This window comes from Pseudomonas yamanorum, assembly GCF_900105735.1.
In the GTDB taxonomy this organism is placed as follows: Bacteria; Pseudomonadota; Gammaproteobacteria; order Pseudomonadales; family Pseudomonadaceae; genus Aquipseudomonas; species Aquipseudomonas yamanorum.
The window spans coordinates 6,864,056-6,877,946 of record NZ_LT629793.1; the positions used below are offsets into that span (position 1 = coordinate 6,864,056).

7 protein-coding genes and 1 pseudogene are annotated in these 13,891 nt (G+C 56.1%); 6 read left to right on the forward strand and 2 right to left on the reverse strand.

Annotated features, from left to right (window positions below):
* Positions 1-956: 956 nt before the first annotated feature.
* Positions 957-1,073 (forward strand): annotated as a pseudogene (locus BLU46_RS33315) (IS5/IS1182 family transposase); the annotation flags it as partial.
* Positions 1,074-1,254: 181 nt separating this feature from the next.
* Positions 1,255-4,920: a hypothetical protein gene (locus BLU46_RS31815; protein WP_093209794.1), complete on the forward strand. Its 3,666-nt coding sequence runs from the start codon at positions 1,255-1,257 to the stop codon at positions 4,918-4,920.
* A 661-nt stretch (positions 4,921-5,581) separates the two neighbouring features.
* Here BLU46_RS31815 and BLU46_RS31820 read toward each other — a convergent pair.
* A complete protein-coding gene (locus BLU46_RS31820; protein WP_008433801.1) occupies positions 5,582-6,496 on the reverse strand; it encodes a LysR family transcriptional regulator in 915 nt (304 codons plus the stop codon).
* Between the two features lie 248 nt (positions 6,497-6,744).
* Here BLU46_RS31820 and BLU46_RS31825 point away from each other — a divergent pair, with 248 nt between their 5' ends.
* From BLU46_RS31825 to pgm, 4 genes are all read left to right on the forward strand, one after another.
* The gene (locus BLU46_RS31825) at positions 6,745-7,767 is read left to right on the forward strand and encodes a zinc-dependent alcohol dehydrogenase family protein (RefSeq protein WP_093209797.1); all 1,023 of its coding nucleotides are present in this window, start codon (positions 6,745-6,747) and stop codon (positions 7,765-7,767) included.
* A gap of 651 nt (positions 7,768-8,418) precedes the next feature.
* Positions 8,419-9,828 (forward strand): hypothetical protein, encoded by a 1,410-nt coding sequence (locus BLU46_RS31830; RefSeq protein ID WP_172834566.1) that lies wholly within the window; start codon positions 8,419-8,421, stop codon positions 9,826-9,828.
* Between the two features lie 24 nt (positions 9,829-9,852).
* Positions 9,853-11,265 carry an aminotransferase-like domain-containing protein gene (locus BLU46_RS31835; RefSeq protein WP_093209799.1) on the forward strand — a complete coding sequence of 471 codons (1,413 nt, stop codon included), beginning with the start codon at positions 9,853-9,855 and terminating at the stop codon, positions 11,263-11,265.
* Between the two features lie 99 nt (positions 11,266-11,364).
* Positions 11,365-13,008: a phosphoglucomutase (alpha-D-glucose-1,6-bisphosphate-dependent) gene (gene pgm / locus BLU46_RS31840; protein ID WP_093209802.1), complete on the forward strand. Its 1,644-nt coding sequence runs from the start codon at positions 11,365-11,367 to the stop codon at positions 13,006-13,008.
* Positions 13,009-13,164: 156 nt separating this feature from the next.
* On the opposite strand, the gene BLU46_RS31845 is transcribed toward pgm, so the two are convergent.
* Positions 13,165-13,860 (reverse strand): pirin family protein, encoded by a 696-nt coding sequence (locus tag BLU46_RS31845; RefSeq protein ID WP_063030360.1) that lies wholly within the window; start codon positions 13,858-13,860, stop codon positions 13,165-13,167.
* Positions 13,861-13,891 lie beyond the last annotated feature (31 nt).

Sequence of the window (13,891 nt, forward strand, 5' to 3'; positions counted from 1 at the left end):
TGAAGATGACCAAGTCAGCGACTTCTTCACCATCGGTGAACATCGGCGGTTTCAAGAGGGGATGGACATGTCCAGCGTCCGCAGGAAGTCGAAGAGCGGCATGCTCAACGGGGCGTGTAGTAGATGGCGTCCAGAAGCGCTGCATGTCCCAACCAGATTTCAGCGTCAGCCGCATTGCTCGGCTGCGGATGTCTCCACCACAGATCGCCGTGCATCGGCTCAATGATGCGCTGCCAGTAGTCCTCCAGGTTCGTTGTACTCGGGCTGACACCGAAGTTTTCTCACAAGTCCTTTCGGTTGGCCGAATCGATGCAGACGAATGCGTCAGGCCGCTTCATCGCCAAGAGCCTGGTCGCGGTCGGTAGTCCGCCGACTCACCCGTCCTGATCGAAGGCTGCTCTGAACGCTTTGCAGTAGCGGTCGTAGTCGTCCTGCGTGACCGCGCCGATCAACGAGATGAAATCGAGGGCGTGGGAGAGACCTGTGGGCGCTTAGATGACCAGGTTCGAGAACGTCCCACTTGCGCCCATGCTCCCGAAAAGCCCGTAGTCCAAGCCAGGCTGTTGAGACTTCTCGCGCCCGAGAGTGCCAGCGACCAGCTTGCGGTCGTCCTCGTTCCACTTCGCGTAGGGTATGCCAGTCGCGAAAAGGGCGCGAGCTGTTGGCGCTGATAGGATTTTGACCCAGACTGCCGATTTTGACCGACCCACATGCTGCCTCCGAAATCACCCGCAAGGTCATCATTTTTTAATACTCGGGTGGGTCAATAATTCCTGTAGCCTGGTTCACAATCCCATCAGCGCCGACAGCATGGCTGTTGGCACTAATGCGGAATTGCCCTAGCTGCTGGGGCAAGAGTGCTCTGACATAGATAGGTAGATATCAGCACAGACGGTCCTAGCCTTGAAGGCTGCTGGGGTCAGCGTTTTTTCGGCAGATGGGTCATTTCTTCATCAGCGCCCACAACTCGTGTAAAGGAGGGAGCCAAGGGCAGCTTCCAGTCTCCAGAACTCCGCAAGTCCTATGGCTACACCGACGCACACCGTCGCCATTTGCCAGAGCAGCGTCATCCCTGCAACCGATCCTACTGATCTGAGTCTGTGCTGGTCATTTCAACGCGTGGAAGATCAATGAGTGAAGGCGCGGAGGCGATATGCAAAACTGTGCGATAAACCGTAGCGGGTGAAGCGGAGTAAAGCTTCCCTGCGATAGAGCGAAAAAACACGCAGCGTACTGGTAGATTTGGAAACAGAGATGAGATCGTACGAATTAATTAAAGATCTGGAACGGAAGCTGTCCCTTTATGAGCACGATCACCCACCCAGTCGACAAGTTTTCAACGTAAAGCATCAACGTGTTGCCGAACTGATTGCTGAGTCCGAGATTTACCCACCCTTATTGAATCGCGGAGCGGTAAAAGAATTGCTGGAGGGCCGGCAAGGCTGGCCTACCGAAGACGGGGGCGAGTTATTCCTAGCCTACACCATTGATATTGAGGCGCTGGAGGCAGTTAGAGCAATCAGCTTTCCGAATGGTTATCTCAAGGTTTTGGCCTCAATGGAGGTAGCAGTAGACATGTCAGCGAAATTGATAGCCCAACTCAATGCGCTTCAGTTTTTGCGTGATGTACAGGCCGGATCGGACGGATTGCTGGCTCCCAAATTACAAATCGCCTGCAGAGCGCTGAGCGCTCATGACCTGGTGGTGCTGGAACCGTATCTGAAGCGTCGGGGTGATTACGCTTTACTCTCAATAGATACGCGCGAAGTGGAGAGTGTCGGGTCGCAAGTTTGGGAGCTGTTGAGATCATCAAATACCGTAGACGAAGCGTTCACGACCTATACCCTGAAAATGAGGTTGGTGACGGGGTGGAATTACATCTTTGACTTAGACTTTGATAGGCCTGAGATTGATCAGGAAGAATTCCTGAAAGCAGGTGTTGATTATTTATTGAACGACCAATCTCTGAATGATGACTGGTCCATATGTGCCGTAGATGTGGTACTTGCCCAGCGCGGCGTGCGACAGCTTGCCAGCAGTGAAGGAGCAGGCCGACGCAAGCACCCCGATCAATTAGATCTGGGGTTGATCAAAGGCTTGTTGGATCCTGCAGGCGAAGATGACTCTTTATATGAAAAGGCTCAATGGTGGGCCGATACCACGCGATGGGGAAACCATAGCGGTGGGGACATAAGTGGGAGCCTGGTTGCCACTATCATTCGAAGCGAGAATAATCTATACAATGAAGATAGCAGTTTTCCCTTGACCAAAAAGCTGTTGGAGTGTGCGCCGAATCTTCCAAGACTGATCGGGATGTTACTCGAGTCTGCAATAGATAAAAAATATTTATGCATGTTGCTTTCGTTTTTCCCCACTAATCACATTGGCCTGATCGAGATTTATGGCGGAATACAGCGAATCCGTCAGCTGAATTCGTCAAAGGTTGCCTATGACAAGATCTGGAAAAATCTTCTGTGGACTCAAGCGTTAGAGATATACGTTGACTCCTATTCCGAGTATTTGGATGCAGCGCAAGTGATAAGCGGGCTGGAAAATTTAGCTGAAGCTATTGCTTGGTTTGTAGAAGGTGAGTTGGGTGGTTCTTTGCATGGGAAATCCATTGACGATACCTGTTTACCCTCCTTTAATAAAGCGATCATGTCCATTCATTATGTGGATTGCTCCGGTTCGCAGGTTCAACTGTTTTCACATAACGTTGAGCCGTTCATGGGAATTCTCAAGTCTCGTTTGGAGAAAAGAAATAAGACGCCTGGCCAAATCCCGCTAGGAGAGTGGATTGCCCTTTTTTGGATGCTGAAAGAAATACCAGGCATGCAGGGTAATAAAGCATCCGCGCTTCGATCTGTTTCTACGCAGTTGGCAAAAAGTTACTTGACGGTGCTGAATACATTGATCAAGAAAAAATGCAGCGAGCGCGAGGCTCCTGTTGCTTTCGATGAACTTGATTGGGCGTGTTTATATCGCTATTTGCCAAAAGGTCAACAGGCGAAGTTGATTTATGTGTTCGAAGACCTGTGTATAGATGACGTGAGCGATGACCCAAATAAGCTGAGGAGTTTTATCGCGGGCGTTAGAATGCACTTGAGGTTGCTGCTGGCTCTACATGCTGCCGAAACGGAGTTGGAGCGCGTAGCCGATGGGGAAGGTGAAATAGTTTCAATAGTTGAAAAATTTGGCTTTAGTGATGGCCGTTACTCGGGTGCGCTGGATTACTTCATAGACAATTCTGAGCACAGTCCGATTAGAGTGTGGCAACAGATCTGCGCGGCAGCCAATCTATTTAAAGACAGCATGTTTGAGCGCTTAGTGAGGCTCGTTTCGAGCGAGCACGTCCCACTGACGGCGATATTTACATTGCTTGAAAGAACCGAGGCGCCGAGGCGTAAAGCGCTGATCGAAGCGGAGATATCCAATAGAGCGGCTGTGTCCGAAAAAGTTCATTGGATGCCACAACTTTACGAGTTGATTACCATGGCAGCCAATAATGGTCAGCACGAAATGGCGAGCTATTATATTGAGTATGCGAGGAAGAGTAGCCATAAATCGCATGACGCACGGTTAAACAATTTGTCCGCGCAAATTCAACTCAAACAGGTCTTTGACGACGCTAGTCTCTCTGCTGCCGAGCGATTCGAAAAATTGAAGGGGTTGAAATGTAGCGATGATATGCACGCGTCAGGAGTCGAGCGTTATTGCGAATATCTCCTCGCGACCGCTGAGATAGAAGTTGATGCGTCAAGTGCGCTTCGGCGTTTTGAACGCATGTCACTCCGGCCACGAGCAATCAGGGAGATGAGCGGGCTTATCAGGGCGGCGCTCGAAAAATCAAAAACCGACGGTAATATCGAGGGACGCTTGTACTGTAAGCGATGGGTGAGTGCCTATGAAAACCTAAAGTTATCCTCGCTGGAGAATATGGATCTCTATTATATTCTGAAACTAAGTCTTAAAATATTTAACCTGGAGGTATTTGAGAGATTCTGGAGTTTGGCCTCTATTCAACAGCAGGACAACGTTGAAATCTCATTGTTAAGGTGTGAATATCTCAAATATGTCGGGCGCACAGGTGAAGCGCTTGACCGCATGAAACGTATGCGACGGCTTCATAAGGATCTACCGGAAGAAATAGAAAAAAGGGCTTCGAGTTTCGAGGGGGAGTTGTCTGAGGCAAGCACGATTTCTCTCGGAGCCAATGGCCTTTTTTCATCGGGGGAAGATTCGCTAAATGCATGGCATAGTATTTGTAATATGCAAGCCGTTGATCAGGTGAGAATTTTCAGTAACAATGCCAATACTCTAGACGAATATGTGCTTGATGTGGTTGATCAAATTGGATTGGAGTTGCTGTTGCGGCGCATGCATTTGAGGCGTTCATATAAAGTGACAACTTCCAAGGTGAGTTCTCTAGTAAAAGAGAACTCAATCAATGACTGGCTCGTCTCATTGATGCGTCATCGCATGAATTTTGCTGGCTGGACGGTTCGCGACCAGTCGCGTAGCGGCAGTTCTGCGTCAGGTGATGAGGTCGGAGAAGTAGATGCTTGGATAATGGACAAGGGCGACAGATATATAGCTCTTATAGAGGCTTTTAGGCTGAAAGCGGTTGAGCGAAACATTATCCGCGAGCATATGAACAAGATTCACCGCTATAACTCGGTTGGTTGCAGCATGGTACTTATCATTGTCTATGCTACCGCTGCTAATTTTGCGAACTTGTCCGATAGATATTGCAAGTTTGTTCAGAGTCTTTCTTATGATGGATTTGAACGTGTGGCTCATTCGTCGCTTGCGAGGATCTTGACCCGAAGTAGTCCTCACATTCGTTACTACAAAGAGGTGCGGCTACTGAATCAGGTTCCGGTCACGTTTTATCACCAACTCTTGAATCTGCAATCCTGACAATCTGCGATACTGAAATAACGGCATCCCAAGGTTCCGGTGTCGCGGAATTGATCACCCACCTGATTAAATCATAGAGCCGGCAAACAATGCCTGCTCCATGCTTTTCAGCTTGTGCAAGACACGCACGAACGCTTCTTCGATGTCACGTTCACGCAAATAGAGCTTGAAAACGATCTAGGCCAAGAGCTCTTTGCAAACCGTGAAAGGCTACTTGAGGCTGGCTTGGAGGTCGATGTACGAAGGATTGCAGTGCCACGTCTGCTAGAGGTCTGGTCAAGCCTTCTGCATCCTAGGAGTGAGCTGCCGACTTTTTGGCAGCGTCTTGAAAAGCGACGACGTGAGGTCTGAATTCAGCTTGGCGATCTACACCTGAGATTTATTGCGCAGTAGGACACTCGGTTGCTCACGCATTTGGGTAGAGGGATGGCACCTTACCGACCTACCTTGACTACCCTTTACTACGTGGCGTTTGGGAACAGCCGCGGGCGAGTTTTTGAGGAGGGGGACTGTTGGAACTCAGGCTGGGGGAATCCTTTTCAAACCATCCAAAGCATGCCCTCAGATGTGCCCCCAATGTAGCAATCCACTGTAAGTGAATGGAGCTCCATGGTTTGTGGAAAGGCAAAAATGATCAGATCAACAGCCTGCCCGACGCCGCCTAAAGACTCTCAGGGTCGCCAAAAAACATCTGAATCCTCGACCGCAACCACCGTTCCCCCGGGTCATTGTCCTGTGACCCACGCCACGCCATGTGCAATTCAAACGTACGCACCGGCAACGGCGGCTCTTCAGCCCGCAACCCACCCGCTGAAGTCAGCGCTTCAGCGGCATAGTCCGGCACGGTCGCGACAATATCGGTCCCCGCCAGCAACGTCCCCAACCCATTGAACTGCGGCACCGCCAGCACCACATGGCGCTTGCGGCCCAGTTTCTCCAGTTCTTCATCGAGAAACCCACTCAAATCCCCGGCAAACGACACCAGGGCATGGGGCCGCGCGCAGAAGTCATCCAGGCTCATGGAGCCCGGCATGCTGTCGGCCCGCAGCAGCATCGGCTTGCTGCGGCGCAGGACCTTGCGCTTGGCGTTGGCCGGCAAGTCGGTGGTGTAGCTCACGCCGATGGAGATTTCCCCGGAGGCCAGCAGGCCGGGCATCAGGATGTAGTTGACGCGGCGCACCACCAGCACGATGCCGGGCGCTTCGGCCCGCAGGCGCTTGAGCAGCAGTGGCAGCAGGGCGAATTCGACGTCGTCCGACAGGCCGATGCGGAATACGGCGGTGCTGGTGGCCGGGTCGAACTCCGATGCGCGGCTGACGGCGGTGGAAATCGAATCCAGGGCCGGGGAGAGCAGGGCGAAGATTTCTACCGCACGGGCCGAAGGCTCCATGCTGCGCCCGGTACGCACGAACAACGGGTCGTCGAACAGGCCGCGCAGGCGTGACAACGCCGCGCTGATGGCCGGCTGGCCAAGGAACAATTTCTCGGCAGCGCGGGTCACACTGCGCTCATGCATCAAGGTTTCGAATACGATCAACAGGTTGAGGTCGACACGACGGAGGTCGTTACGGTTCATCTTGTGTCCCAGGCGGCGTCAGTAAACTTGACGGGAGCGGTCATATAAGAACAATGACCGGCATGAATCTTACGGGGAAAGGCTGGTACTCTGCACCGGCTAATTCAGTTTTCCTACATGGCCTGGTGCGATTTCCGTATGTGCGGAATCAATGACAGGCATGTCGACTATTAACGGCGACCGGTGGTCTTGCTCCGAAAGCCCAGATAGAGTTCATGGCAATAGAGGTTACTTTGACGAGGTTTGCGATGTCCCGCACGATCCGTTTTCACAAGTTTGGTCCGGCCGAGGTGCTCAAATGCGAAGAGCATGCAGCCGCTAAGCCCGCACCGGGCGAAGTGCAGGTGCGCGTCGAGGCGATTGGCATCAGCTGGTACGACATTCTCTGGCGCCAGAACCTGGCGTCGTCCCATGCCCGCCTGCCATCCGGCCTGGGCCATGAAATGGCCGGTGTGGTGGTGGCCGTTGGCGAGAGTGTCGACGACCTGGCGGTGGGTGACAAAGTCGCCAGCTTCCCGGCCGAGAGCCCGAACGATTACCCGGTATACGGCGAACAGATCGTCCTGCCGCGTTCGGCCCTGACCCGTTACCCGGACGTCTTGAGCCCGATTGAAGCCAGTGTGCACTACACGCCGCTGCTGATTGCTTACTTTGCCTACATGGACCTGGCGCGGGTCAAACCCGGGCAATTCGCCCTGGTGACGGACGCCAGTCACTGTGCCGGCCCATCGTTTGTGCAACTGGGCAAAGCCCTGGGTGTGCGGGTGATTGCCGCCACCAAGACCAGTGATGAGCGCGAATACCTGCTGTCCCTCGGGGCGGAAAAGGTCATCGTTACCGAAGAACAAGACCTGCTGATGCAAGTCAACAAGTTCACCGACAACCGCGGCGTAGACGTGGTGTTCGATGGCTTGGGTGGCCCGCAGATGTCGTTGCTGGGTGATGTGCTGGCACCTCGTGGCAGCCTGGTGCTGTACGGTCTGCAAGGCGGCAACCAGACCCCATTCCCGGCCTGCGCGGCGTTCCAGAAGAATATTCAGTTCTTTGTGCATTGCATCGGCAACTTCACCGGCAAACCGGAACTGGGCATCATCCAGGACCAGGTGGCCTTGCAGCGAGCCCTGCGTGACATCAATCAACTGACCGCCGACAAGGTGCTGATACCGCTGAAGACCACGGTATTTCCCTTCAGTCAGTTCGTTGAAGCACACCGTTATATGGACGAATGCCCGTGCCGCGAACGCGTCGCCTTGCAGGTAGAAGCTGTTTGATCTGTGGGAATATTCTCAAGAGAGTATTTCTGCCCCCGGGCGCATGGGGCAAATGCGCCATTTGACAGGGCTTAACCTGCTCACCGCTTGAATCGGGACTTCAACGTTTCAACCCGATAAATCACTTCCCCAACCCCTGACGCCGCCCTGAATCCCAGTGCGGCGTTGTCGTGTCTGGACATTCGACACCCCACGGGTGCTCCCATCTGAACTGGTTTTAGCGGCGGTTCTGTATCTGTTAATCACGTCGCAAGTGCTGATAATTGCGCGGTCACTTTCATCTCAAGGATTGAGCAATGATTGAATATCTGAAATTACTCCGTGCGTCCGTTAAATCCAATAATGCTCTATATGCCCGGCCAGGCGAAAAACTTATATTAAAGTTGGTTATGTCGGATGATTCTTTAATTTGTAAGTTAGGACAGAGTAGGAAGTTGTCAGAATATTCCTAAGATTGCCCGTTTTAGCATTGAGCCCCGAAGCGCGGCGCTTTTCCTGGGCTGGGAGCCCTGAGGCGCGCGTTTTCGGGTATGGCGCGGTGCTAATCTTTCATTGAAGTCACATGTTGCAACGCCCCTACAGAAACAACAGGTCGGGCAAACACCGTTAACGGTTGCCCGAAACTGATATTTCAACTCAGGTAGTAGAACTATGAGCGCTATTCACGAGCAAGCCATGAACTATGTCTATCAACAAGTATTGCAACGCTTGGTAGGGCATTTCTCACGAACAGAACGCACCTCGCTTCAATTATTGATTCAACGCATCGTGGTGGCGGCAGGTGGCATGGAGCGGATCGGTGAATACAAGGTGCTGCTGGCTCACGGTACGGGGGCTGGCACCAGTTACGCCTTGACCTTGCTGCGGGCGGCACAACTGACACTCGCGGGCCGGGCGCCGCGGACCTTTCAATTGCGCGTCGCCACCTTGCGCCATGCCGGCATGACGCAATCGGCGCTGGACACGTTGCATCGCGGCTACAGCGCACTGTTTATGCATGACGATCCGCGTGTCGAACTGTTGATGGTGGAAAACCAGGAAGTGTTGCCGTTCAATCAGCTGCGGCCGGCCTCCGGCACTGCGCGCGACGCCAGCCGGCGCAACATGCTGATGGTGGGGCACCTGACCTCGGGCGATCTTCGCCAGACCTTGTGCAACGACGCCTATCTGGCCCTTGGCGACTTTTACCAGCGTGTGACCACGTGGAATGGCGGCGTGCATGCATTGGTCAGCGGTGATTCCGCGCGCAAGCAACGCGAGTACCTTGCGTGGCTGAAAAAAGCCGCGCTGGCGGCCGGGGTAGAGGTCCCGGCCCGCCAGCCCCTGATGCTCAGCGGGCTGTTTGCGCGCATGGATGAGTGGAGTCACGCTTATTACTGCGACGTCTACGGTGAGCACTACGATGTCGTCGATATGTCTGAAAAGGACAATCACCGCCACATGGCCTACATCTGCATGGCAGACCTGATGGCGGCGGCCGAGTACCCGTCCGGCCCGCTATTGCGGCAGTTTCTGGACTATAAACCCGACGATTTTGGCTTCCATTTCAGCCACACGACCTACGCGAACCCAATGTTGATGGCCCATCTGCGAGGCTTGCAGGCCGAGTGCCTGCGGGAACTGGACTACGAGGAGGGCGCCTTGGGCTTTGTGCAGCAGGCCTTGCTGTTCATGCGCCGCAAGCAGATTCCCGAACCTATGATTGCCCAGGCTGCCACCCCGGAAGGCCGCGCCTTGTCCGCGGGCTATGCCCAGGCGCTGTTCGGGCTGGATGAAAGCCAACTGAGCTGCCTGATGTTTTCGCCGTTTATCCGTCACGGCGAGCGCCTCGAGAGCTTTTTGCGCCAGTGCCACCCCGGCATGCTGGTGGCACTTCCCGAGCTGCACAAGGCGCTGCAAGGCAAACCGGTGGCCGAGATGCTGGTGCAATGGGCTGTCGACATCAGCGGGCTGCCGATCCACCTGCTGCAGCACCTCTATCGCAAACGGCCGGCCACCGCGGTTCCGTGTGCGGCCGCAGCCCCGCAGCAAGGCGCGCCTGCCATGGCAACCGGGCGTTAACGGGGTGACGGCGGGTGAGCAGCGATGAACCTCAAGGACGACAGGCAAACCGACTTCGCCTACCAGGCGGTGTATCGCTACATGATCAACCTCATCAACGAGGTTGGTACCGATGCCCGGGTAAAGTTGCCATCATTGCGGCAATTATCGGAGCGCCTGAACGTGTCGATCTCGACCATTCAATACGCGTACTCGTTGCTGGAAAAGGAGGGCCGGGTCTATTCGGTGGCCAAGTCGGGCTACTACGCCTGGCCGGTATTGAATAAACCGCCAGGCAGTAGCGGTGGTGATCTGCTGGAGCGCCTCTACGCCGGTGCGCGGCGCCCGGGAATGCGGGTGCTCAGCGCCGATGAACCGGCACTTGGGGCGTCTTTGGACGGTGCACTGTTGCTGCTGGAGCGCGAACTGTTACGTCACTACCCGCGTCATCTGCAGCCATGGTCGCAGCCGTGCGGCGTCTGGGAGCTGCGCGCGGCGCTGGCAGCGCGTTATACCTCGTCGCCCACCCGCTGCTGGCAGGCGGATGAGGTGTACATCGGTGCCGATCTGCGCGGGGTGCTGGAGATCCTGATTGAGGTGCTGGGGCTCAAGGGCGCGGCGGTCATCGTGGAATCGCCCTGTGACTGGTTGATCCTGCGCTTGTTGCAGGGCGCGGGCGTGAAGGTCCTTGAACTGCCGTTCACGGCCGACGGCGGGCTGAACCTGGAGCTGCTCGAGCAAATGCTCGGCAATGAGCCGGTTCAACTGGCGCTGCTCTCCTCGGGCGTCAGCCTGCCGTCCGGCATCGTCCTGCCCACCCATGACCGCCTGCAGTTGGTACGGTTGCTGAACCGGCATGACTGCTGGTTGTTAGAAAATGACAGCCATGGCGAGTTGGGCTTTGAGCAGCCGACCACCGCCTTGCGTGACCTGGCCAACCCCGAGCGGCTGATGGTGTTTTCCACCTTCGAAAAAATGCTCGGGCCCGAAGCGCCGTTTGGCTATTTGTTGTCCCGCCACTTGAGCGGCGAGCTGCAACGTCAGTTCCTGCTGCGTGAATTCCGGCTGTCCTCCATCCGCCAGCGGGCGATTGCGCGGCTCTATCTCAGCGGGCGGATCGACCAGCACCTGCGGGAGTTGCGACCGAAACTCAACGAGCAGTCCCGACTGATGAACCAGCATCTGGAGGAGCATCTGGGGGAGCAGGTGAGCTACCGAATGCCTGCCGCTGGCGCCACCTTCTGGTTGCGCTCAACGGCGGTGGTGGACATGCGCCAGGTGTTCCAGCGCCTGCTCACCCGGCAGGTGGTGATTGCGCCGGGAGAGCTGTTCAGCATCAGCGGCCTGCACCGCCAGCACCTGCGGCTGAGCCATACCTTCGACGGGGCGCATCACCTGGAAAACGCCCTGGATGAGCTGGCCCAGGCGTTGAGGCAGGCACAGACCGGAGTCGAATGAAATTTCACTGATTGTTGTAGGATTTATAACGTCGCGGAGCAGTCCAACTCTCAGTAAACTGCACTTTTTTCCGAATCCTTCTCTTTCAGAGGTTTATGCATGACTCTCAGTCCTTTTGCGGGCAAGCCGGCACCAGCTCAACTGCTGGTAGACATCCCGCGACTGGTAACGGCCTATTACACCGGCCAGCCTGATGCAGCGATCTCCACCCAGCGTGTCGCCTTTGGTACCTCCGGGCACCGCGGCAGCTCGTTCGACCTGAGCTTCAATGAATGGCACGTGCTTGCCATCAGCCAGGCCATTTGCCTTTACCGTGAAGCCCAAGGCATCAACGGCCCGCTGTTTGTCGGCCTGGACACTCACGCGCTGTCGACGCCTGCCGGCGCCAGCGCCCTGGAAGTGCTGGCGGCCAATGGCGTGCACGTGATGCTGGCCGAGGGCGACGAGTACACCCCGACACCGGCGATTTCCCACGCCATTATTTGCTACAACCGTGGCCGCACCAGCGGCCTGGCCGACGGCATCGTGATCACGCCGTCCCATAACCCACCGCAAAGCGGCGGCTACAAGTACAACCCGCCGAATGGCGGCCCGGCCGATACCCACATCACCAAGTGGATCGAAGCCAAGGCCAACGAGCTGCTGGCCAATAAGCTGGCCGGGGTCAAGCGCATCACCCATGCCCAGGCCCTGAAGGCCGACACGACCCATCGTCACGACTACCTCAACACCTACGTGGCCGACCTGGTCAACGTCATCGACTTTGATGCGATCCGCAGTTCAGGCCTGCGCCTGGGCGTTGATCCACTGGGCGGAGCAGGGGTGCGCTACTGGTCGGCCATTGCCGAGCATCACCGTCTGAACCTGGACGTGGTGAACACCGAAGTCGACGCTACGTTCCGCTTCATGAGCGTTGACTGGGACGGCCAGATTCGCATGGACCCGTCCTCCAGCTACGCGATGCAAGGCTTGATCGGCCTCAAGGACCGCTTCGACGTGGCCTTCGCCTGCGACCCGGACCACGACCGCCATGGCATCGTGACGCCATCCGGTGGCCTGCTGGCGCCGAACAACTACCTCGCCGTGTCCATCGATTACCTGTTCCAGAACCGCCCTGAGTGGCGTGCTGATGCTGCCGTGGGCAAGACCGTGGTCAGCAGCGGCCTGATCGACCGGGTGGCCAAGCGCATCGGCCGTCGCCTGTACGAAGTGCCGGTGGGCTTCAAGTGGTTTGCGGACGGGCTGTTCGAGGGTTCGTTGGGTTTTGGCGGCGAAGAAAGCGCCGGTGCGTCGTTCCTGCGCAAGGACGGCAGCGTCTGGAGCACCGACAAGGACGGTTTGATCCCGGCGCTGCTGGCTGCCGAAATGACGGCGCGCAAAGGCCAGGACCCAAGCCAGATCTATCGTGGGCTGACTGACGCGTTGGGCGAACCGTTCGCCATTCGTGTGGATGCCAAGGCCACCCCGGCGCAGAAGGCCCTGCTGGGCAAGCTGTCGCCGGACCAGGTGACTTCCACGCAGTTGGCGGGGGAAAGCATCCAGCAGATCCTCAGCCATGCGCCGGGTAACGACCAGGCGATTGGCGGGCTGAAGGTCATGACTGAAAACGGCTGGTTTGCCGCACGGCCATCGGGTACTGAAGACATCTACAAGATCTACGCCGAGAGCTTTATCGGTGATGATCACCTCAAGCAGCTGGTGGAAGAGGCGCAGGTGTTGGTGGACGGGGCGATCTCCCAGTAACACCACGGCCAAAATGTGGTAGCCAGGCTTTTGTGGGAGCTGGCTTGCCTGCGATGCAGTCAACTGGGTCTTTCAGCCATACCGAGTTGATGCTATCGCAGGCAAGCCAGCTCCCACATAAAGCTCATTACCCATTGGATGTGTGAGCTTGCGAATTCAGGCCAGGTCGACCAACACGATCTCACTGTCCTCAACCGCCGTCACCCGCAACACCTGCTCATCCTCAACTGCCACACCGTCTCGAGCGTGTGCGCGCAAGCCATTGACTTCAATCACTCCGGTGGCTGGTACCAGATACGCCCGACGCCCATTGTCCAGCCGATACTCGGCACTTTCACCAGCTTTCAAATTGGCCGCTACCAGCCGGGCATCCGCACGAATGCGCAGGCTTTCGCTGTCTCCTGCCTTGCCACTGGCCAGGGTCACAAAACCTTCGCGGTCACCCTTAGGAAAAGGCTTGGCGCCCCACGACGGCGGCAAACCGGCCTCGTTTGGAATAATCCAGATCTGGAAAATCTTGGTCGGCGTGGCTTCCAGGTTGTATTCGCTGTGGGCGATCCCGGTGCCAGCGCTCATCACCTGGACATCGCCAGCCTCGGTGCGGCCCTTGTTGCCCAGGTTGTCGGCATGGCTGATGGCGCCTTCACGCACATAGGTGATGATTTCCATGTCCCGGTGCGCGTGCTGAGGGAACCCGGTGCCCGGTGCGATGAGGTCATCGTTCCATACCCGCAGGTTGCCCCAATGCATGCGCTTGGGGTCGTGGTATTCGGCGAAGGAAAAGTGGTGGTGAGCGTCCAGCCAACCGTGATTGGCGCCGCCCAGGGTGTTGAAAGGTCGAAGTTCAAGCATGATCGTCTCCTGTGGATGGGAGCCATGATCC

Coding starts and splice junctions, on each gene's coding strand:
- BLU46_RS31815 (WP_093209794.1), top strand. CDS start 1,255: ATGAGATCGTACGAATTAATTAAAGATCTGGAACGGAAGCTGTCCCTT.
- BLU46_RS31820 (WP_008433801.1), bottom strand. CDS start 6,496: ATGAACCGTAACGACCTCCGTCGTGTCGACCTCAACCTGTTGATCGTA.
- BLU46_RS31825 (WP_093209797.1), top strand. CDS start 6,745: ATGTCCCGCACGATCCGTTTTCACAAGTTTGGTCCGGCCGAGGTGCTC.
- BLU46_RS31830 (WP_172834566.1), top strand. CDS start 8,419: ATGAGCGCTATTCACGAGCAAGCCATGAACTATGTCTATCAACAAGTA.
- BLU46_RS31835 (WP_093209799.1), top strand. CDS start 9,853: ATGAACCTCAAGGACGACAGGCAAACCGACTTCGCCTACCAGGCGGTG.
- pgm (WP_093209802.1), top strand. CDS start 11,365: ATGACTCTCAGTCCTTTTGCGGGCAAGCCGGCACCAGCTCAACTGCTG.
- BLU46_RS31845 (WP_063030360.1), bottom strand. CDS start 13,860: ATGCTTGAACTTCGACCTTTCAACACCCTGGGCGGCGCCAATCACGGT.